The organism is Snodgrassella gandavensis, from assembly GCF_914768025.1.
Classification (GTDB): domain Bacteria; phylum Pseudomonadota; class Gammaproteobacteria; order Burkholderiales; family Neisseriaceae; genus Snodgrassella; species Snodgrassella gandavensis.
Genome location: NZ_CAJZCE010000013.1, coordinates 17,889 through 39,639, shown reverse-complemented (window position 1 = coordinate 39,639; position 21,751 = coordinate 17,889). Strand labels below are relative to the sequence as shown.

The following is a 21,751-nucleotide window of genomic DNA, read 5'->3' as shown; positions in this document are numbered from 1 at the left end:
TCAACTATGATGCTGGTGTCTATACTAACTATTTTTGTCAAGCTGTGTATTTGCCATGTCTTTAGTTCTGGTTTTACAAAATACTGCTTTGCGCCAGTGTAATTTATCTGTTCTAGATGCGATTATTCCGCCAACACCAAAGTATACATTTAATGATTCTGTACTGCGGTTGCCGGTTAGTACAGATTTTCAGTTAGCTGAATCAGTGCAGGCTCAATTACTTGAGCAGCAAATTGATTTTGCCATTGTGCCAGACCAGAGTTTTGCTGATTTGGGCTTGATTATCAGCGATATGGATTCCACGCTGATTACGATTGAATGTGTGGATGAAATTGCTGCCGGTGTGGGCTTGCAATCACAGGTTGCGGCTATAACCGAACGTTCCATGCGTGGTGAAATTGATTTTGAGCAGTCATTACGTGCGCGCGTAGCGCTGTTAAAAGGTTTACCGGTTACTGAACTACAGCGTGTATATGAAAATGTGCTGAAATTGTCACCGGGTGCTCAATGGTTGTTACGGCAGTGTCATGAATATGGCGTGAAGTTTATGCTGGTTTCCGGTGGTTTCACCTATTTTACTGAACGACTACAGCAGCAATATGGACTCGACTATACTTTTGCCAATCAGTTAGTGGTAAAAAATGATGCGTTAACCGGTGAACTGGCCGGCAAGATTATCGATGCACAGGCTAAAGCTGATTTACTGGCTGAATATAGGGATAAACTTGGACTGGGCAAATTGCAGGTCGTGGCCATGGGTGATGGAGCTAATGATATTCCGATGCTACAGGCAGCCGGCTTTGGTGTGGCTTATCATGCAAAACCAAAAACACAGGCCGCTACTTCAATCAGCGTGCGCTTTGGTGGCCTTGATACTGTGCGCAAGTGGTTCCGCTGATTACAGCTGATCTTCAGCACATTCACTATTAGAAATATCTTTACATCTTTAGCGATATTGCTGAATAAGATTAAATAACTTCAGGCTATGCTGTTTTGTTTTTGCTACCCTTTCTTCTTTGGCTATCCCTGCTACAGGAGAAACACCATACAAAGCAATATAGCCTAAATAATCCATTTGCGCATATTCTGCTGATTTTTTCACAGCTTGCAGAAAATCATTGATAAGAAAATGATTTTCTAATTTAAAATTCTCTTCTGGCTGCCCAACAGTCATACTTACTAATATTTTTTTATTTTTCAGTTTATCCCCTTTGAAACCATAAGCAAATTGATAACTGAATACCTGATCAAACCAGATTTTTAAAATGGCTGGCATATTAAACCAATACATCGGGTACTGGAGAATAATAAGTTTGTGCCTGAGTAAAGCCGTCTGTTCGGTGCCGATATCAATCTGATAGTCAGGGTATAAATGATGAATATTCCTGATTTCAAGGCCAGACATTTTTAACACTAACTTTGCACTGATTGCCTTATTCGCTACTGAATGATCAAAATCCCTATCTCTTATCTGGGTAAAAACTATCATTGCAGCGTTAGTCTGGCCATGAATTTGATTGGCGGTAAGTGGAAAGGCATGATTCTTTATTATTTGCGTGACCAGTCACAAAGATTTGGTGAGCTCAGAAAAAACATACCCGATATTACGGAGATGACGTTAAGCTTACAGCTCAAACAACTAGAAAGAGATGGTTTGATTTCTCGAACAGTAAAAGGGGATAAACCGCCGATTCAGGTCAACTATGCGCTTACCGATAAAGGCCTGTCGCTTAGCCCGATTTTGATGGCTTTATCAGAATGGGCAAAAAAGATTAACCACTCCGCCTGAAGGGCTCTATCAGGCTATAACAGCTAAACCATCAGGCCAGTGTTATCGCCTGAAGCATTTTGGCCAGCAAAAATTGTCTGGTATCCTGTATATTTTATTCATTTTGTATAATGTTAATTCTAGCATAATTCCTTGATTTAACCATGAATAAAGTTGACTAAAATTGTCGGGTATTAGATAATTCACCTATTGTCATCTATTTCAGGTTTTGTCATGCGTTTAACCACCAAGGGGCGCTTTGCTGTCATTGCCATGCTGGATTTAGCCATGCATGCGCAATCTGGTGCGGTAAACCTGACTGCGATTAGCGAACGCCAGCGCATTTCCCTGTCTTATCTTGAGCAGCTATTTGGCAAATTGCGCCGTGCCGGGCTGGTAGAAAGTATCCGTGGTCCGGGTGGTGGCTATGTTTTAAGTCATGATGCTGCTCAAATTAATATTGCCGATATTATTGCTGCGGCAGAAGACACTCTGGATGCGACATTATGTGGCGGCAGCGCTGATTGTCAGGATGGCACGCCTTGTCTAACGCATGATTTATGGGCTAACTTGAACAAAACCATAGACAGCTATCTGCGTGGGATTACTTTGCAATGTATTTTGAACCAAGAAACCTACCGTAAGAATAGTAACGAACAAAAAAGCAGCCTTGAGCAGCCGATTACTCTGATAAATCTGCATTAACTCCTGCGCTGCCATGAATATTAAATTAAAGAGAACACGACAATGACCGTAAAACTTCCTATTTATCTGGATTATTCAGCCACTACACCGGTTGACCCGCGCGTGGCAGAAAAAATGATTCCGTACCTGACTGAGTTATTTGGCAATCCAGCTTCTAACAGCCACAGTTTTGGCTGGCAGGCAGAAGAAGCAGTAGAAAATGCACGTAATGAAATTGCAGCCTTAATTGGTGCTGATTCAAAAGAAATCATTTTCACTTCCGGTGCAACCGAATCCGATAATCTGGCCATAAAAGGTGCGGCACAATTTTATGCTAGTAAAGGTAAACATCTGATTACGGTCAAAACCGAACATAAGGCCGTGCTGGACACCATGCGCGAGCTTGAGCGCGAAGGCTTTGAAGTTACCTATCTGGGTGTACAGGAAAATGGCCTGATTAATCTGGCTGAACTAGAGGCAGCTATTCGCCCGGATACAACTCTGGTTAGCGTAATGTGGGTGAATAATGAAATCGGTGTAATTCAGGATATTGCGACTATTGGTGCTATCTGCGCCGAAAAAGGCATTATTTTTCATGTTGACGCAGCACAGGCTACAGGCAAGGTGCATATTGACGTAAAAGCCAATCAGATTGGTTTATTGAGCATGTCAGCACACAAAACTTACGGGCCTAAAGGTATCGGTGCTTTATATGTACGGCGCAAGCCACGTGTGCGCCTGAATGCGCAGATGCATGGTGGCGGGCATGAGCGCGGTTTCCGCTCCGGTACGCTGGCCACACATCAGATTGTCGGTATGGGCGAAGCATTCCGTTTGGCACGGCTAGAAATGGATAAGGACAATGCTCATGCCAAAGCACTGCACGAGCGCTTTCTAAATGCCATTAAAGATGTGGAAGAAGTGTATATCAATGGCGACCTGCAACATCGTGTTTATCAGAATCTGAATATCAGCTTCAACTTTGTTGAAGGTGAAAGCCTGATTATGGCGGTTAAGGATATTGCTGTTTCCAGTGGCTCTGCCTGTACATCGGCCAGTCTGGAACCGAGCTATGTGCTGCGTGCACTGGGGCGCAATGATGAACTGGCTCACAGTTCACTGCGAATTACCTTCGGGCGCTTTACCACTGAGGCCGAAGTGGATTACGCCGCGGAACTGATTAAATCCAAAATCGGTAAATTACGTGAGCTGTCACCGCTATGGGAAATGCATCAGGAAGGCATTGACCTGAGCAGTGTAGAATGGGCAGCCCATTAACCTGTCTCTATACGGAAACAATATTTTTGCCCTGCTGATAAAGCTGGGCGTTACACTACAATATAGATTATTTGCTGCGAAGACAGAATAGATTTTATTTTCTCGTGCATCAAAATAATTGTAAAAGGAACATATCATGGCCTACAGCGATAAAGTCATTGATCATTATGAAAATCCACGCAACGTTGGTTCTTTTGAAAAAGGTGACCAGAATGTGGGCACAGGAATGGTAGGCGCACCAGCCTGTGGAGACGTTATGAAATTGCAAATCAAGGTAAGTGATAACGGTATCATTGAAGATGCTAAATTCAAAACCTATGGCTGTGGTTCAGCCATCGCCTCCTCTAGCCTGATTACTGAATGGGTAAAGGGTAAAAGTCTGGATGAAGCACTGGCCATTAAAAACAGTGCCATTGCTGAAGAACTGGCCTTGCCTCCTGTAAAAATTCATTGCTCCATTCTAGCCGAAGATGCTATCAAGGCTGCTGTAGCTGATTATCGGAAAAAACATAACGAGTAGCATGATGATTTTTGGCAGTACCGTAAATGATAATGAATCCTCTACTGAAAAAAATGATGATCAGCAGGTCAATACAGTAAACCCAGACAATGCCAAAATGCGTACCAGACAATTTTGTCTGGAATGTAGTGAGCCAATATCACCCGAGCACCAGCTTCAGTATTTTGGCACACATTTTTGCGTTAATTGTGAAGAGAAAATAGAAATCAAACGCTTTTTTCTGTCTTCATATAAACGTCGTTTTAATCGTAACCGTGACAATTCCTGAATATGCTTTACGCTACATTCAGGAGAAGTTTCAACAGGAGAGAACATGATTTCTCTGACTGAAAAAGCTGCCCAGCACATCAGTAACTATCTGACCAAACGTGGTAAAGGCGAAGGTATTCGTCTTGGTGTCAAAAACAGTGGCTGTTCGGGCATGGCTTATACGCTGGAGTTTGTTGACCATATCCAGCCAGAAGATTTACTTTTTGAGCAATATGGTGTCAAAGTGTTTGTTGATCCCAAAAGCCATGTCTATCTGGATGGCACCGAACTTGATTTTGTCAAAGAAGGTTTGCAGGAAGGTTTTAAATTTGCCAATCCCAATGCCAAAGACGAATGTGGCTGTGGTGAAAGCTTTCATGTTTAAGCAATAACTGTTTTTGCCCAAAGGCAATAAATCTATTGGCAAATACCGCAGCCAAGGTTAAAACAGCCAAATTTTATTTTTCAGCAAAAGCACAATACCGGTAAAACTAGGTTTACACCGTGTAGTTATTTCTGTTTCCACCCTGTTGTCAGCCTAAGGTGAGCTGCATGAACCAATACTTTGCACTTTTTCAATTACCCGAACAGTTTAATATTGACGACAAACAGCTTGAGCAGAATTATCGTCTGCTGGCCGCACAGTGCCACCCGGATAAATTCGCGGCCAGAAGTGCTTTCGAACAAAAACAGGCAATGATGTTGGCAACCACGGTAAACGAAGCTTATCGTATCCTGAGCAATCCATTAGATCGTGCTGCATATTTGTTACAACAACAGAATATTGATGCAGATGCACCGGAACACACCCATTTTCCAGCCGATTTTTTGATGCAACAAATGCAATGGCGTGAAACACTGGAAGATGCCCGTGCCGAAGCTGATGCAGCAACCCTACAGGAACTGGCCGCAACCATTCAGCTGGAACAAGACAGATTGTATCGGGAGCTGAATACTGCTTTCACGCAGAATCAACCGGAAAAAGCGGCCGAGCTGGTACGTCAGGGGCGTTTTTTACAGAAATTACAGACAGAAATTCAGGCAGCACTGCCCTGATACCATCAACGTTATAGCAGCAAACATGGTTTGAGAAAAAATCAAATCGTTAAGTCATTTTTAAAATCAGGACAAAATTCAGATTATGGCCTTATTGCAAATTGCCGAACCCGGCCTATCCGCCGCCCCGCATGAACACCGCCGTGCCGTTGGTATTGATCTGGGTACAACCAATAGTCTGGTAGCCACCGTACGCAGTGGTCATGCAGAATGTCTGGCAGATGAACAAGGGCAGATTGCACTGCCCTCAGTTGTACGTTATCAACAGGATTGTCCCCCGGAAGTAGGCACAGATGCATTAAAAGCCCAGCGTATTGATCCAACCAACACCATCAGTTCCGCTAAACGTCTGATTGGCCGTACCCTTGACGATATCAAAAATCAATCTGAAACCCGCTATTTACCTTATCATTTTACTAATGATGAGCGCATCATCAGTATTCACACCCGTGCCGGTAATAAAACCCCGATTGAAGTTTCTGCTGACATCCTGCGTGTACTGAAAGCGCGAGCAGAAAACAGCTTAGGCGGTGAACTTGCCGGCGTTGTTATTACCGTACCAGCCTATTTTGACGATGCACAGCGTCAGGCAACTAAAGATGCTGCCCGGCTGGCCGGTTTGCATGTTCTGCGATTGCTTAATGAGCCCACCGCTGCCGCCATTGCCTATGGTCTGGATAATGCCGCAGAAGGTACATTTATCGTTTACGACCTCGGTGGCGGAACATTTGATGTATCGGTTTTAACCTTAAGCCGTGGCCTATTTGAAGTTAAGGCAACTAACGGCAATAGCGCCTTGGGTGGTGACGATTTCGATCAACGCCTGTTCTGCTGGTTACTGGAACAGAATAAACTATCACAGTTAAACGCACAGGATAGCGCACTATTACAATCACTCTCGCGTGCAGCCAAAGAAACCCTGACCAATGAAGCTTCAACCACCATTGCAGCTACCCTTTCCAACGGCCAGCAGATTCTCACTGATATCAGTCGCGATACTTTCCACCAACTAACCCAGCCGCTGGTGGCCAAAACACTGGAACCAGTTAAACAGGCCATGCGTGATGCCAATATCAGCAAAACTGATATCAAAGGAGTAATCATGGTGGGTGGTGCTACCCGCATGCTGCATGTGCAGCAGGCAGTAGCCACCTTCTTTGGCCAAACGCCACTGAATAACCTCAATCCCGATGAAGTAGTGGCACTAGGAGCTGCCATGCAGGCTAATGTACTGGCAGGCAACAAAAATGATGATGAATGGTTGCTGCTGGACGTCACCCCATTGTCACTGGGTCTGGAAACTTATGGTGGACTGGTAGAAAAAGTGATTCCGCGTAACAGCACCCTGCCAACCGCACGCGCGCAGGATTTCACTACATTCAAAGACGGGCAAACAGCCATGATGATTCATGTGCTACAGGGAGAACGTGAGCTGGTCGCCGATTGTCGCAGTTTGGCACAATTTACCCTGCGCGGTATTCCGCCGATGGCGGCTGGCGCAGCTCGCATACGGGTTACATTTCAGGTAGATGCTGATGGTTTACTGTCGGTATCTGCCCGCGAACAAACCACAGGTGTACAAGCTCATATTGAAGTGAAACCTTCCTATGGGCTGGACGATACCGTTATTACCCAAATGCTGAAAGACAGTTTTACCCATGCACAGATAGATGCCCTGCAGCGCGCCCGTGCCGAAGCCACAGTAGAAGCAGAAAGCATTATTGCAGCGGTTAACGGTGCCCTGACACTGGATGCTGATTTACTCAGTACCGATGAACAGCAAGCCATTCAGACAGCACTAGAACAAACCCAACACCAGATTGAGCATGGCAATGCACAGGATATCCGCGATGCCATACATAGCCTGAATCACGCAACTGATGAATTTGCTGCCAGACGTATGAACCGCAATATCCAGCGTGCCTTACAGGGTAAAAACGTCAGTGAAATCTAAAATTTTAACCGCAGACACATTAAAATGTTTGCCTATACACAGGAGATAACAAAATGTTAAAACTATATTACATAGCCGGTACCTGTTCATTCGTACCACATGTAGCCCTGCAATGGAGCGGGCTGCAATACACTGCGGAAGAAGTAGGTCGCGACAAAGTTAAATCCGCCGAATATCTGGCCTTGAATCCACAAGGGCAAGTACCTTTACTCACAGATGGTAACTGGGCACTTAGCCAGAACATTGCCATTATCGATTACATTAACGACCTTGCACCCAACAGAGGCATTTATGGTGCCACGGCTGACAATGATCCTAAAGCCCGTGCCAAAGCACGCCAGTGGTTAGCTTTTGCCAATAGTGACTTGCATTCAGGGTTTAAGCCTATTTTTGGCGCAGCCAGAATGATTGAAGGCGAAGAAGCACAAAACAAGCTTAAAACCAATGCCTGTGCTGCAGTAGCCAAAATGTTTGCCTCAGTCGATACAGTTCTGGCACAACAGGATTACTTAACCGGTAACAGCATCAGTATTGCCGACGTTTACGTTTATATAGAAATGCGCTGGGCACAAGGATGTAAAATTGACCTGAGCCAATACCATAACCTGAATGCATTTTATCAGCGCGTAGAAGCAGATGCCGGCGTCACTGCGGTACTGAAAGCTCAAAGATTGATTTAATACCAACTTCGGCGTGGCTGATTTCACTTCTTAAAACCAGCCACGCCTGCATTATTTAGAAATACGGAACCACCATGCCCACAATTACTGTACTGCCTCATCCTCAACTATGTCCTGAAGGAAAAGTATTAGACAATATTCCCTCAGGCACCAGCATTTGTGATGCATTACTTGAGCATGATATTGAAATTGAACACGCCTGCGAACAATCCTGTGCCTGTACAACCTGTCATGTTCTTATTCGAGAAGGATACGACAGCCTGCCTGAACCAACCGAGCAGGAAGAAGACTTACTGGATCAGGCTTGGGGGCTAGAAGCAGATTCACGCCTGAGCTGCCAAGCACGACTGGCTGACAGTGATGTTACTATCGAAATTCCCAAATACACCATTAACCACGCGCGTGAAGAGCACTAATATCAGACTGTACTGATCAACCATACTGAAACTCTTTTATATTCTTTTGCCACTCACCCGCATTAAATACAGATTTACACCATGAAATGGACTGATATACACCGCATTGCCGAAGAACTGGCAGACCGCCACGAAGACATTGACCCTGTCAACATTCGCTTTACCCAACTGCGCGAACTGATACTGGCCTTACCAGAATTTGATGACAAACCTGAACACTGTGGCGAACGCATACTCGAAGCAGTTCAGCAGGCATGGATTGACGAAACTGTCTGAACCTATATACATCAAATCACCAAAATGCCAGAAACAATTTAAACTCGGCAACAGTACTCAACTATTTGCTGCCAAACCGGTTGGCCATTCTACGGAGTAAACATCAGCTTTAGTGAATCGAAAAAAGGAAATAATCATGAGCCTTAAAAACAGATTAATTGAACACACTCATAGTTTGAATGATGTGCAAACTGATCATCCGTTTAAGAAATTTCCTGATTATAAAGTACTTCGACATAAAAGTAATGGCAAATGGTTTGGTTTAATTATGGTAGTTGAGAAAAATAAATTGGGCATCAACTCTAATAAAATGGTGGAAATAATTAATGTAAAATCCGATCCAGAATTGATTTCTACTATAAAAAATAGTTCTGGATTATTTCCAGCTTATCATATGAATAAAAAAAACTGGCTTACAATAATGTTGGACGGTTCGGTACCATTCGAACAAATAACAAGTCTATTAGACTATAGCTATAATTTAACGATTTAAACTTTACGAATAATACACCGCACCAATTAATCAATTTTAGTTTAAATTAAAAATAAAAAAACATTGCTCCATTTCTTATGATCAATCAGCTTATCTAACTGAAAAATCTAAACTTTTTCCGTTTTGCAGCGTTGCAGACGCCAGCTACAAAACTGCCAGCAACGGTTAAATACATGGCGATAGACCAAAACCGCACATAACAAACAGCCGCCAGCCGAACCAGCACAAATCAGAAACATAGTTAGCAACTGAAAACGAATCGCCTGATCTGGCGAAGCACCAGCCAGAATCTGGCCGGTAATCATACCCGGCAGACTCACCAGCCCTACCACACTTAACTGATTAATCGTTGGCAGCATACCGGCTACCACGGCTGCACGTGCAGTATCTCTATAGGCTTCCCAGCCTGTGGCACCCATAGATAACATCACCTCCACCCGCGCCTGTTGCTGACGTAAATCCTGCGTTAACCGATCCAGACACAATGCCACAGCCGTCAAACAATTACCCAGCACCATGCCTAAAATAGGAATTACATACTGCGGTGAAAACCACGGCCGGATATGCAGCACCGCATACAGCCCTACTGCCGCGCTCAGCCATGAAGCCAGCCAAACCGAAGATAAAGCATCCCGAGTCAGACCACGATAAACATAGCTCCCACGCGAACGTGCCGAAAAACCAGCTATCACAGTCATTACAACAATAATCAGCAATACCCAATACCATTGATTGGCCGCAAATATCCATTTCAGTAGCAAACCAACAATAGATAATTGCACCACAGCCCGTACTGCCGACACCAGAATCCGTTTAGTCAGCCCCAGCTTCAGCCACAACGAAACACCGGCACTCACCAGAATCAGCAGCGAAGCCAGAGCCAATTCTGCAATACTAATATAATTAGTCCCTTGCATCATTGTCTCCCAGCTTGCGATGATTTTCTGGTATGGGTGATCCTACCAGCATCCAGATACCAAATTTCATCACCCACTTCCATCACCTGCTGCTCACTATGCGAAATCCACATATAAGCAGCCTCAGGATTAGCCTGTTGCCACTGATTGACCAGCTTCTGTACCGCACGGGCAGAATCTTCATCCAGCGAAGCAGTTGGTTCATCCAGCAACAAAACCGGTGGCTTTAATTGCAATATACGCAACAAACACACCAGTTGTGCTTCCCCACCAGACAAATCCGTTGCATCACGTTCCAGAAAATTCTCATCCTTGCCCAAGTCCTGCAATATCTGTTGCACATAATCTGGTTGGAACGTTTTATGCTGATAATGATGCAAACTAAAAGGCAACAGCAGATTATCACGCACCGTGCCCGATATCAGCACAGCCTGCTGCCGCACATAGGCAATCTGGCTGCGATGGCGCGCAATACACTGTGCATTCAAGCGCACAGGCTGATCATGACAGAACAACGTACCCGCAGCAGGTAAATCCAGCAAAGAAATTGTACGTAAAAAAACCGATTTTCCTGCCCCTGAAGCACCACTGATAGCCACACGCGCGCCAGCCATAAGCTGAAAATCAATATCCTGCAATAACATCCTGCCATCATCATGAGCACGCTGACACACACCCTTACCGGATAAAACAGGCGTATTCATGATGCACTACGCAATTCTTTCGGCAGAACAAACATAATATTTTCCTCCACACCAGCACCTTCGGTAACTGTTGGATATCCCCAGGAAACAATAGTCTGAACAACATCATTCACCAGCACCTCCGGTGCTGAAGCACCGGCAGTAATGCCTACCCGTTGCTTCCCGCTGAACCACTGCGTTTGCAGACAACCAGCATTGTCAACCATATAAGCATCAACACCAAGTAAAGCTGCAACTTCACGCAAACGGTTACTGTTCGAACTATTGGGAGACCCCACCACAATCACCACATCACAGGTAGCAGCAAGCTTCTTCACCGCCTCCTGACGATTAGTAGTTGCATAACAAATATCCTCTTTGTGCGGACTTTTAATATTAGGAAAACGCTGTTTCAGCGCAGCAATAATCCCACTGGTTTCATCAACCGAAAGCGTTGTCTGGCTCACATGCGCCAGCTTGTCTTCATTGCGAACCTGTAAACCGGCCACATCAGCAACTGTTTCCACCAGCAACATCGCACCCGGCGGCAATTGCCCCATCGTACCTTCAACCTCAGGATGGCCTTTATGGCCAATCATCACAATCTGATAGCCCTGCTCATCAAGCCGTGATACCTGCTTGTGTACCTTGGTCACCAAAGGACAGGTAGCATCAAAAATGCGGAAACCACGTGCCACCGCCTCTTGCTGTACAGCCTGCGATACCCCATGAGCCGAATAAATCAGCGTAGCATCCGGTGGCACATCATCCAGATTTTCAATAAATACCGCACCCTTATTGCGCAGATTATCAACCACAAACTTATTATGTACCACTTCATGCCGTACATAAATTGGTGCACCATATTCTTCCAGTGCCCGTTCCACAATACTGATAGCACGGTCAACACCAGCACAAAATCCACGCGGATTGGCCAGCAAAATCTTTTTGTTACTCATTAAATTTCCCGTTACTTGGCTGATTTCACCAGAGGACGAATCAATCAGACTGCCTTTTTCTTTTGATGAAAAATACTTTCCAGCACCAGCAACACTGCCCCGACAGAAATCAGGCTATCAGCAACATTAAATGCCGGATAAAACCAATTATGGTAGTAAAGCAACAGAAAATCAACCACATGCCCATGAACTATCCGATCAACCACATTACCAGTAGCACCACCGATAACCAGCGCAGCAGCAATCTTACCCATCGTCCCGAATTCATCCCGGATGATGGCACGCAACAAGTAAATACAGATTACCAGCGCCAGCCCCATAAAAAAGAACTTTTGCCAGCCACCCGCATCAGCAAGAAAACTGAACGCTGCGCCCGGGTTGTAAGCCAGAGTCAAATCAAAAAAGCCCGGTATTACCGCAATTCTTTCCAGATATTGCACATGGCGCAAAACCACGTACTTCGACAACTGATCAGCTATCAAGCCCAGAACAATAATTGCACCATACAAAAACATTTTTTTACGTTGCATAACTTTCCCTAAAACCACAACAGGCGTGGCCGACCAAATCTGCCACGCCTGAGTCTTTCAAATCATGCCAGCATAACCGGCAACAAAAGAATCATCATCCTGCGTCAAGCATACAGCCGTTGTTCACCAGCACCATCAATATTAAGCGCACAACGGCCACAGATAGTCGGGTGCTGCGGGTCTGTACCGACATCATCCGTATAATGCCAGCAACGCTCACATTTAGTGCCCTGATCCACAGTCACAGTAGCGGATAGCTCAGCGCCCTCCTCCACCGTTACCTTAGCTACCATCAGCACAAAACGTAACTCATCACCCAAAGCACTAATAAAAGGCAGAATTTCCGCCGGCACCCGGATGGCTACATCTGCCTGCAATGAAGACCCGACACTCTTGTCAGCACGCAACGACTCAATTGCCGCATTCACCGTATCCCGTACCGCACGAACTGCCTGCCATTTCTGCGTCAGATCGGCTACCTCAGTTTCAGCCATAGACGGGAACACATGCGTAGTATGGTACAGCACACTATCCTCATCATTACCCGTCAATACCGCCCAAGCTTCCTCAGCAGTAAAGCAAAGAATCGGGCTTAATAACAGCACCAGATTACGCGTAATATGATACAGCGCAGTCTGCGCACTACGACGGCCATGACTATCAGCCTGCATCGTGTACAAACGGTCTTTCAGAATATCCAGATAGAAAGCACCCATGTCCTCGGAGCAGAAATGCACAATATCTTGTACCGCAAAATGGAAGGCATAGCGAGCAAAATAATCACCAGCCACACGTTCCTGTAGCTGCTGTGCCAGTACCAGAGCATAACGATCCAGTTCCAGCATATCCGCAACAGCCACAGCATCCGTATCCGGATTAAAATCACTCAGATTAGCCAGCAAAAAGCGCAACGTATTACGCAAACGACGGTAGCTTTCAGAAACCCGTTTCAGAATTTCATCAGAAATCGCCAGCTCGCCAGAATAATCCGTAGAAGCCACCCACAAACGCAGAATATCTGCGCCCAGACTGTCATTCACTTTTTGCGGTGCGACTACATTACCCACAGATTTAGACATTTTCTGCCCATTACCGTCCACCACAAAACCATGGGTCAACAACTGTTTATACGGAGCACTACCAACCGTAGCACAGGCAGTCAGCAACGAAGACTGGAACCAGCCACGATGCTGATCCGAGCCCTCCAGATACAAATCAGCCGGCCAAGCCAATTCTGGACGTTGGCGCAATACCGCATAATGTGTACTGCCAGAATCAAACCATACATCCAGCGTATCCGGCAACTTGTCATACTCATCCGCATCTGCGCCCAACAATTCATGCTTGTCCAGCGCAAACCATGCCTCAATCCCGTGCTGCTCAATCCGTTTAGCTACCTCTTCCAGCAACTCAGCCGAACGCGGATGTAGCTGGCCAGTTTCCTTATGCGCAAAAAACGCCATCGGTGTGCCCCAGTAACGCTGGCGAGATACCACCCAGTCCGGACGTCCTTCAATCATCGCTTCCAGACGCGCACGCCCCCAAGCCGGAAAAAACTCAGTTGCTTCAACCGCATCCATGGCCTTATTACGCAGCGTTTTACCATCTGCGCCATCCTTATCCATACCGATAAACCACTGACCGGTTGCCCGATAAATCAAAGGCGTTTTATGGCGCCAGCAATGCGCATAGCTATGCGTAATTTTACCGTTAGAGAGCAACTTACCCTCTTCGGCCACCCAGTCAATCACCACCGGATTACCTTCCCAGACCGTCATACCAGCCACGCGTGGCATATCACTGATATAGCGTCCTTCAGCATTCACCGGGTTATACAACTGAATTCCATAACGCAGACAGGCAAAATAGTCATCCAGACCATGCGCCGGTGCCGTGTGTACCATGCCGGTACCAGCTTCAGTAGTCACATGCTCACCCAGCAACACCGGAATATCCCGATCCAGAAATGGGTGATTCAAATGCAGATTTTCCAGTTGCTGCCCAGCCACCTCAGCCAGTACCGCCGTATCATCAGCACCAAAGCCATAGCGCCCCAAAGCAGCTTCTGCCAGCTCTTTAGCCAGTACCAGCTTACCTTTAGGCGTATCAATCAACTGATAAACCACCTCCGGCCCAACACAAATCGCCTGACTGGCAGGCAAAGTCCACGGCGTTGTCGTCCAGATAACACCATAAGCCTCACCCAATACCTCATTTAATCCAAAAGCCTGCGCCAAAGCAGCGTTATCCTTAAACTGATACGCCACATCAATCGCAAAAGACACCTTATCCTTATACTCTACTTCAGCCTCCGCCAGAGAAGAACCACAATCCAGACAGAACTGCACCGGCTTTTCACCACGGTACAAATAGCCACCCTGCTGAATCCGCCCCAGAGTACGCACAATATCTGCCTCAGTTTGATAGTCCATAGTCAGATAAGGATGTTCCCAGTCCCCCAGCACTCCCAGACGCATAAAATCCTGTTTCTGCCGGGTAATCTGTTCGTGCGCATATTCACGGCATAACTCACGGAACTTTGCCGCCGGAATATTCTTGCCATGCTTCTTCTCAACCATCAGCTCAATCGGCAAACCATGACAATCCCAGCCCGGCACATATGGTGCATCAAATCCGGCCAGCGTCTTACTGCGAATAATAATATCCTTTAACACCTTATTCACAGCATGGCCAATATGAATATCACCATTAGCATATGGAGGGCCATCATGCAGAATAAACTTCGGCCGTCCGGCAGCCAGCTTGCGCAGCTTCTCATAACGCTTCTGCTCATACCATGATTTCAACCAGCCACCTTCACGCTTGGCCAGATTACCGCGCATCGGAAACGTCGTATCCAACAAATTTACAGTTTTACTATAGTCAGTCATGACCTTCTCTTCAAAATATATCTAATTACCTAATAATATAATAACAATTCAATTCAACAATTTTTTACGGCCACCCGAACACCTCCCGGCAATTCAGGTAGCCTGCCATATTCGTGCCGCATCCATATCAGCAAAAATCTGAGTCTGCAACGCCGTCAGCGAATCAAACTTCAACTCATCACGCAACTTGTGCAAAAAATGCACCTGCAAACGTTGCCCGTATAAATCATCAGCACAATCAAAAATATGTACCTCAAGCTTCTGCTGACTACCCGCACATACCGTCGGGTTTTTACCAAAACTGGCCACACCCCGCTTACGTCCGAAAGCACCAACCACATCCACCACAAATACCCCGTTCAGAGCATAATGCAAAGCAGGCAGATGTATATTGGCTGTCGGACAGCCCAGCTCACGCCCCAGCTTGGCACCGTGTTTCACCCGGCCGCTGAGCGTATACTCATGTCCCAGCAACAACTGCGCATAAGCCAGATTACCAGCCGCCAGCGCCATCCGCACCGCCGTACTGGATGCGCGCACATCCTCAACCAGCACAGACGGCGTATGCTCCGTCACAAAACTGGTCTGAGCCTGCAACAAAGCAAAATCGCCACTGCGGTGTGCGCCAAAGCGAAAATCATCACCTACCAGCAAATAGCGCGCAGATAACTGTTCCACCAGCATCTGCCTGATAAAATCCATCGGCTGCATGGATGCAAATTGCTGATTAAAACGCAAAACATACACCGCATCCACACAGCCACTTTCAGCAAGCAAATTCAGCTTGTCACGCAGAGGCGTCACCCGGAAAGGCAAAGCCTTTCCTGCCTGCTGCGCAAAAAATTCCTGAGGCTGCGGCTCAAATATCATCACCACCGAACCAAGCCCGCGCTGACGGGCTTCCTGACGTAAACGCAGTAAAATATGCCGGTGCCCACAGTGCACCCCATCAAAATTACCGATTGTTACCGCCGTACCGCCAGACCAATCCGGCTGCTGCCCGCTCCCCAACCAAACTTGCATACAATTCTTGAATAAATCAAATAATAAAACACATCATTGTAAACATTTCAGCCCACCTTAGCCAGCGCAATTAATCAGCATTTTCCCGCCCCATCAACCAGCAAATCCGCTTTATTCTCAACAGCAAACAAAATTTAATACAGTAACAACAGCATTTCTTGCTAAAATAGCGCCCACTTAACGCTAAGGCTTACCATAGCCAGCTGCAACACCTCAAAAACCACATTAGGTAACACAATGGCCTTTCGTTTCGACATCATCTACGAATATCGCGAAATGTTTTATTACGGTGCGCTCACCACCCTTGGCGTCACCCTAATCTCCACAATCATGGGCACCTTGCTCGGCCTGATATTCGCCCTCGCCCGCGTCATCCGCATCGAAAAAGGCGGCTTACCCATGCGTGCACTGGTATGGGCATTTCGCCAGATTTCACTACTGTATGTCACCATCTTTCGCGGCACCCCCTTATTTGTACAGATTTTCATCTGGTACTTCGTCTGGTTTCCGCTCCTCATCAACCCCACAGATGGCCTCATTATCAGCGGCGATCTAGCCATCGAACTGCGCCGCAGTTACGGCGCACTCATTGCCGGCATACTGGCACTTTCCGTTAACTCTGGTGCCTACATCACCGAAATCTTCCGTGCAGGTATCCAATCAATAGATCGCGGTCAGTTTGAAGCGTCCCGCTCCCTTGGCCTCAGCTACACACAAGCCATGCGCTACGTTATCCTGCCTCAAGCGATTCGCCGCATGTTGCCACCGATTGGTAACGAATTCATCACCCTCCTTAAAGACAGCTCCCTGCTTTCCGCCATCGCCGTAGCCGAACTGGCCTTTGCAGCCCGTGCCGCTGCCGGACGTTACCTTAACTACGATACCCCACTCTATACCATCGCCATCATTTATCTGATTATGACCATAGCCCTAAGCTGGTTCTTCTCATGGCTGGAGAAAAAATACAATAAAGGCTATCAGCATTAACGCATAGCAGTTGCAACAAACAGATAAAACCAATCAGACAGGGCTGCCGGATAGTTCCGGCAGCCCTGTTTTTATTCAACGCCCACCCAAACATTCACCAGACAAAATCAAAAGCATCACACTTACAAGCACAAACTCAACAAAATTCAATCAGAATAAAACCAAAGTAAAATCCTTCACTTAAACACCAAAACACAACCAAAAACCCACTTATCAGCAATAAAAATAATTATCCGCCCTCTGTCAATAGTAAACACATCAAATATAACCAGTAAAATTATTCAATACTTGACTTTAATTAAAGAAATTGCTTAACTAATTGCCTACATACTTATCTCAATAAGATGAAAGAGAGAAACCATGAAAGCCGTCAGATTACACGCCAAAAATGATATACGTATAGACGAAATCGAAAAACCAAAACCCAAAGCTGGTGAAATACTAATCAAAATCGGCGCAGCAGGTGTTTGTCATTCCGATTTACACCTGATTCATATGGGCATACCTGACGGAGCACCACCATTTACCCTCGGGCACGAAAACGCCGGCTGGATTGCAGAGCTGGGCGAAGGAGTTACAGACTTTCAAATAGGTGAAGCCGTCATGGTCTATGGACCGTGGGGCTGCGGCCACTGCGCACCCTGTCAGCAATCCATGGAAAACTACTGTGAACACCAGTCCGAATCTCCCATTCTCGGCGGTGGTCTGGGTACCAATGGCGGCATGGCCGAATACATGATTGTACCGTCCAGTCGTTTACTGATTCCCCTGCATGAATTGCAACCAGAACAAGTTGCCCCCCTTTCCGATGCAGCATTAACCCCATACCATGCAATCAAACGTTCCGGCAGCAAAATAACACCCTCATCCTTCGTCTTTGTCATTGGCATTGGCGGTTTAGGACATATGGCCGTACAAATCCTGAAGAAAGTATATTCTGCCACCATTATTGCTGGTGATATTGCCGACGACAAACTGGAATTAGCCAAAAAATACGGTGCAGATTACGTAGTCCGTACCGATAGAGACACCAATAGCGTTGTCGAAGAAATTACCCAGATTACCGGCGTCAAAAAATGTGCCGTTGTCCTCGACTTTGTGGGTAATAATCCAACTCTGGCCTTAGGTGCACAAACAGTCGGCTTAAACGGAGACTGGACAGTAGTCGGACTGGGAGGCGGCAAACTCGATTGGCACTGCATGAACCAGCCATGGGGCGCATCACTCTGTACACCTTACTGGGGTTCACGCGTCGAACTGATGGAAGTACTGGATTTGAAAAGAAAAGGCCTTATCGACATCGAATACACCACCTATCCCCTGTCTCAAGCCTTGGAAATATACGACAAACTCTCTAAAGGGCAAATCAAAGGCAGAGCAGTACTAATTCCTTAACCTCCTTAACAACAAAACGGGCTGAGAGATTTTATCAACCTCAGCCCGTTTTACATACAAAACATCCACCCGCTTATAACCATTTAAACTGAATCATTTACCATTCACCATCCAAAAAATCATCCAGTGCATCTTGTATAGAAAGAAGCCATGGCAGAAAAGGCGAGTCTATTTCCGCAATAACCTGTTCAGAATAATATTTTTTTCTGATCTAATACATTTTTAATCACATTATCTTCACAAATATAATCCATCGTCACCACAGCAAACTAGTGATCACCTAATCGTTCAATAATATTTGCTCAACATAAACAATCATTATATTTCAACAAAACCTTATGTTCTATAAACATAGCTTACCTGCATATGGCTGCCACTTGTCAAAGCATGTACTATATCCGCAATAAAATGCATCAATTCCAGCCCACAAAGTAGCCAGATAAACTAGTAATTCTTCCGGAGCAAAAACCATATTGAGTAAATCATTTACAGATTTTCAATCACCACATTTCACAATCTAATTCTTTAAGTATTACCAAGCTCTACCGAATTAACATCAAATATAAACTATGCAAAATTAACCTGCCTGATTATTTTTTCAGCAGAAAACATATAACAAAGAAATATCAGCTCATCCCAAAAAAATAACATTCGGGTAATAATGAAAAGATAAAAATATGTATGCCCTCCACAAATCCCTTTCCGGCAAATATCAAAATACAGTTTCATCACACTCAAATATCGCCTTAAAAGCCGCATCAAATACTTTATCTTTTTTTACTTATCCCATACGCCCCTTAGTATAGAAAAAATCATTAGTTTAATAATATGCAGCAAATACAGAATTCTCACCCTACACAAAATCATGCTTCACCAACTAGAACTAGCCATAATTAAGCATATTTTTTCATATCAATTACCAGCTCAAAAACATAGCAAAAAAAAACACAACTTGAATACAGATACTTGCAATATACAAACAACAAACCATATCATACTATTGTATTATTTAATCAAGCTTTATAAATGCAGCACAAATTATCAACATTCACAACAAACAGATAACTTACCTCTTATCAACAAAATTAAAACTAGCAACTAACACCGCCAACTATCCAAATTAAAATAAATCAACAAATAGAAAACCAAAATGACGAACAAAACCAGCCAGACCAGCAAATTTCTAAGCTACATACTAAGACACCAGCCCGAAGCCATAGGTCTTACCCTAAATCCAGATGGGTGGGTAAACATCGATACCTTAATCAAACAGGCAAATCTACACGGAGAAACATTAAACAGAGAAATAATTGATCAAATAGTACAGACCAGCGATAAAAAACGTTTTACCATTTCCGAAAATGGCCAGAACATCCGCGCAGCGCAAGGACACTCCACCAAACAAGTTGATATAGCATATAGCGAGCAGAAACCCCCTGAATTTCTATATCACGGTACAGCTACAAGATTCTTAAACTCAATAAACCAGCAAGGGCTGCTACCGGGAAGCCGTCACTATGTGCATCTGTCTACCGACGCCGAAACCGCAACCACAGTCGGCGCGCGTCATGGAAAACCCGTTATTTTGCAAATAAACGCTTTAACCATGTTTCAAGCAGGCTATAAATTCTATCTGGCCGATAATGGCGTATGGCTAACCCAAACCATACCGGCAAAATATTTCCATTTATATCAGCACAGAAATCAGCCTGATGCAACAGTATCAGACTTATAAATAGCCCTAAGAGTACAACCACAGAATAAGAGCAGAAAATATTAACCTATTCAATATCAAAATTTTTAAAACAAAGCGACTCAAATACTATCCCTTTATCGCCCCAATAAACATAAATCTCAGAATTCATGCCAAATAAAATACTCATATCAAACATATTTCAAAAACTTATCATTTTGATTTTAAATTTTCCAAAATTTCAATCGAAGTATTCAACTCATCGAAAGGTTCAAACTGATCCCTTATTTTATAAAGCACAGGCAATAAAGCAATATCACCCAAATCCCCTGCCGCCTCAACCAAGTCATCATATACCGGTTCCTTACCTAATTCATTCATCAATACCTGAGTTACCCGTTTATCACGCAACTTAGCCAAACCAACCATTGCCTCAAAGCGAACATCGAAATCACCATCCCGCAACAATAAAACCAAGCATTTTCTAACCTCAGGAGAATCATATCCGTTCATATGAACAGCAAATGCAGCCCAATCTCTTACTGAGCCATGACTATCGTTCAATAGCTTGATTAACAACGGTATTGATGCCTCATTATTAAAACATGATAAAGCAAAAGCCGTACTTTCTCTCACATTTACAGATTTATCCAATACCGTGTTTTTAGCCAATTCCAAAAACAAACCGGCATTTTTATTATTCCGGCGACAACGATGCCCGAAAGACGACACCGCATAAGAGCGGACTAAAGCAGATTTATCAGTTAAAGCTAAATGACCAAGTATTTCAAGAGATACTTTTTCCTCAAGCATAGATAACTTGATTTGGCCTAAAATAAAAGCAGCTAATGCTCTGCGCTTATAATTACCATCTGAACAATCCATCTGAGCCAGTTTAATAACCCTGCGCCCACCCTCTAGCTGTAACATTTTTGCAGCTTCCATCGCCAGCATAAAATCATTATGACCCAGCAAAGCAATCAACTTATCTTCCGGCAGATTTCGACATCGCTCCCAATACTGAAACTCAATATCCTCTTTCTTCTTACTATAAGCAGATCTTGCCATTAAAATACTCCAAAACTTTTACAACATATTCTCATCCCATATTTCATCATAAGCACAAAATTTAATTTCTAACTTTGCCCAATCTTCACCAATAAGCACAACATATCAAATTCAATTTTTATCTAACAACATAAACTTCAAAAAGCATATCCATCACAACCCAAAACATAACTACAACTTAAAAACTCATAACTAAAAAATTGAAAAATCATTGCCAGCAAATCTTAAAAA

General features: G+C 44.7%; 24 protein-coding genes. 16 read left to right on the top strand and 8 right to left on the bottom strand.

Annotated elements, in window-relative coordinates; genetic code table 11:
- Positions 1–55 precede the first annotated feature (55 nt).
- Positions 56–898: a phosphoserine phosphatase SerB gene (gene serB, locus MJ764_RS09455; RefSeq protein ID WP_239326435.1), complete on the top strand. Its 843-nt coding sequence runs from the start codon at positions 56–58 to the stop codon at positions 896–898.
- 48 nt (positions 899–946) lie between these two features.
- On the opposite strand, the gene MJ764_RS09450 is transcribed toward serB, so the two are convergent.
- Complete coding sequence (locus MJ764_RS09450; RefSeq protein ID WP_239326433.1) at positions 947–1,489, bottom strand: NAD(P)H-dependent oxidoreductase; 543 nt, start codon at positions 1,487–1,489, stop codon at positions 947–949.
- 18 nt (positions 1,490–1,507) lie between these two features.
- Here MJ764_RS09450 and MJ764_RS09445 point away from each other — a divergent pair, with 18 nt between their 5' ends.
- The 12 genes from MJ764_RS09445 (at position 1,508) to MJ764_RS09390 (ending at position 9,374) form a co-directional block, all read left to right on the top strand.
- Positions 1,508–1,789 carry a winged helix-turn-helix transcriptional regulator gene (locus tag MJ764_RS09445; protein ID WP_338053847.1) on the top strand — a complete coding sequence of 94 codons (282 nt, stop codon included), beginning with the start codon at positions 1,508–1,510 and terminating at the stop codon, positions 1,787–1,789.
- Between the two features lie 213 nt (positions 1,790–2,002).
- On the top strand, positions 2,003–2,473 hold the full coding sequence (locus MJ764_RS09440) for an Rrf2 family transcriptional regulator (RefSeq protein WP_100102585.1): 471 nt from the start codon (positions 2,003–2,005) through the stop codon (positions 2,471–2,473).
- A gap of 42 nt (positions 2,474–2,515) precedes the next feature.
- A complete protein-coding gene (locus MJ764_RS09435) occupies positions 2,516–3,730 on the top strand; it encodes an IscS subfamily cysteine desulfurase (RefSeq protein ID WP_239326429.1) in 1,215 nt (404 codons plus the stop codon).
- 136 nt (positions 3,731–3,866) lie between these two features.
- Positions 3,867–4,250, top strand: a complete 384-nt coding sequence (gene iscU / locus MJ764_RS09430) for a Fe-S cluster assembly scaffold IscU (RefSeq protein ID WP_100091400.1) — start codon at positions 3,867–3,869, stop codon at positions 4,248–4,250.
- A gap of 1 nt (position 4,251) precedes the next feature.
- On the top strand, positions 4,252–4,518 hold the full coding sequence (locus MJ764_RS09425) for a TraR/DksA C4-type zinc finger protein (RefSeq protein WP_239326427.1): 267 nt from the start codon (positions 4,252–4,254) through the stop codon (positions 4,516–4,518).
- A 45-nt stretch (positions 4,519–4,563) separates the two neighbouring features.
- Positions 4,564–4,884, top strand: coding sequence for an iron-sulfur cluster assembly protein IscA (gene iscA / locus MJ764_RS09420; protein ID WP_100155926.1), 321 nt, complete (start codon positions 4,564–4,566; stop codon positions 4,882–4,884).
- A gap of 167 nt (positions 4,885–5,051) precedes the next feature.
- Positions 5,052–5,555 carry a Fe-S protein assembly co-chaperone HscB gene (gene hscB / locus MJ764_RS09415; protein WP_239326425.1) on the top strand — a complete coding sequence of 168 codons (504 nt, stop codon included), beginning with the start codon at positions 5,052–5,054 and terminating at the stop codon, positions 5,553–5,555.
- A gap of 85 nt (positions 5,556–5,640) precedes the next feature.
- A complete protein-coding gene (gene hscA / locus MJ764_RS09410; protein ID WP_239326423.1) occupies positions 5,641–7,509 on the top strand; it encodes a Fe-S protein assembly chaperone HscA in 1,869 nt (622 codons plus the stop codon).
- A 53-nt stretch (positions 7,510–7,562) separates the two neighbouring features.
- Positions 7,563–8,189 carry a glutathione S-transferase family protein gene (locus MJ764_RS09405; protein WP_239326421.1) on the top strand — a complete coding sequence of 209 codons (627 nt, stop codon included), beginning with the start codon at positions 7,563–7,565 and terminating at the stop codon, positions 8,187–8,189.
- 74 nt (positions 8,190–8,263) lie between these two features.
- The gene (gene fdx / locus MJ764_RS09400; protein WP_239326419.1) at positions 8,264–8,605 is read left to right on the top strand and encodes an ISC system 2Fe-2S type ferredoxin; all 342 of its coding nucleotides are present in this window, start codon (positions 8,264–8,266) and stop codon (positions 8,603–8,605) included.
- Between the two features lie 81 nt (positions 8,606–8,686).
- Entirely contained in the window at positions 8,687–8,881 is a 195-nt protein-coding gene (gene iscX / locus MJ764_RS09395) for a Fe-S cluster assembly protein IscX (protein WP_239326417.1), read from the top strand.
- Between the two features lie 136 nt (positions 8,882–9,017).
- The gene (locus tag MJ764_RS09390) at positions 9,018–9,374 is read left to right on the top strand and encodes an MmcQ/YjbR family DNA-binding protein (protein ID WP_239326415.1); all 357 of its coding nucleotides are present in this window, start codon (positions 9,018–9,020) and stop codon (positions 9,372–9,374) included.
- A 107-nt stretch (positions 9,375–9,481) separates the two neighbouring features.
- Here the strand turns inward: MJ764_RS09390 and MJ764_RS09385 are convergent, their stop codons facing one another.
- The 6 genes from MJ764_RS09385 to ribF all read right to left on the bottom strand — a co-directional run bounded on the left by MJ764_RS09385 (position 9,482) and on the right by ribF (position 16,377).
- Complete coding sequence (locus tag MJ764_RS09385; RefSeq protein WP_239326413.1) at positions 9,482–10,294, bottom strand: ABC transporter permease; 813 nt, start codon at positions 10,292–10,294, stop codon at positions 9,482–9,484.
- A complete protein-coding gene (locus MJ764_RS09380; RefSeq protein WP_239326411.1) occupies positions 10,291–10,995 on the bottom strand; it encodes an ABC transporter ATP-binding protein in 705 nt (234 codons plus the stop codon). Before MJ764_RS09380 ends, MJ764_RS09385 begins: the two co-directional genes overlap by 4 nt.
- Positions 10,992–11,933: a 4-hydroxy-3-methylbut-2-enyl diphosphate reductase gene (ispH, locus tag MJ764_RS09375; RefSeq protein ID WP_239326409.1), complete on the bottom strand. Its 942-nt coding sequence runs from the start codon at positions 11,931–11,933 to the stop codon at positions 10,992–10,994. Before ispH ends, MJ764_RS09380 begins: the two co-directional genes overlap by 4 nt.
- A gap of 44 nt (positions 11,934–11,977) precedes the next feature.
- Complete coding sequence (lspA, locus tag MJ764_RS09370; protein WP_239326407.1) at positions 11,978–12,463, bottom strand: signal peptidase II; 486 nt, start codon at positions 12,461–12,463, stop codon at positions 11,978–11,980.
- A gap of 104 nt (positions 12,464–12,567) precedes the next feature.
- Positions 12,568–15,354 (bottom strand): isoleucine--tRNA ligase, encoded by a 2,787-nt coding sequence (gene ileS / locus MJ764_RS09365; RefSeq protein ID WP_239326405.1) that lies wholly within the window; start codon positions 15,352–15,354, stop codon positions 12,568–12,570.
- A gap of 93 nt (positions 15,355–15,447) precedes the next feature.
- On the bottom strand, positions 15,448–16,377 hold the full coding sequence (gene ribF, locus MJ764_RS09360) for a bifunctional riboflavin kinase/FAD synthetase (RefSeq protein WP_239326403.1): 930 nt from the start codon (positions 16,375–16,377) through the stop codon (positions 15,448–15,450).
- Positions 16,378–16,614: 237 nt separating this feature from the next.
- Between ribF and MJ764_RS09355 the strand changes: the two genes are divergently transcribed.
- The 3 genes from MJ764_RS09355 to MJ764_RS09345 all read left to right on the top strand — a co-directional run bounded on the left by MJ764_RS09355 (position 16,615) and on the right by MJ764_RS09345 (position 20,494).
- Positions 16,615–17,364 (top strand): amino acid ABC transporter permease, encoded by a 750-nt coding sequence (locus MJ764_RS09355; RefSeq protein ID WP_174829126.1) that lies wholly within the window; start codon positions 16,615–16,617, stop codon positions 17,362–17,364.
- 360 nt (positions 17,365–17,724) lie between these two features.
- Positions 17,725–18,759 carry an NAD(P)-dependent alcohol dehydrogenase gene (locus MJ764_RS09350; protein WP_239326401.1) on the top strand — a complete coding sequence of 345 codons (1,035 nt, stop codon included), beginning with the start codon at positions 17,725–17,727 and terminating at the stop codon, positions 18,757–18,759.
- Between the two features lie 1,150 nt (positions 18,760–19,909).
- Positions 19,910–20,494, top strand: coding sequence for an RNA 2'-phosphotransferase (locus MJ764_RS09345; RefSeq protein WP_239326399.1), 585 nt, complete (start codon positions 19,910–19,912; stop codon positions 20,492–20,494).
- A 171-nt stretch (positions 20,495–20,665) separates the two neighbouring features.
- Here the strand turns inward: MJ764_RS09345 and MJ764_RS09340 are convergent, their stop codons facing one another.
- On the bottom strand, positions 20,666–21,520 hold the full coding sequence (locus MJ764_RS09340) for a HEAT repeat domain-containing protein (protein WP_239326397.1): 855 nt from the start codon (positions 21,518–21,520) through the stop codon (positions 20,666–20,668).
- Between the last annotated feature and the right edge of the window lie 231 nt (positions 21,521–21,751).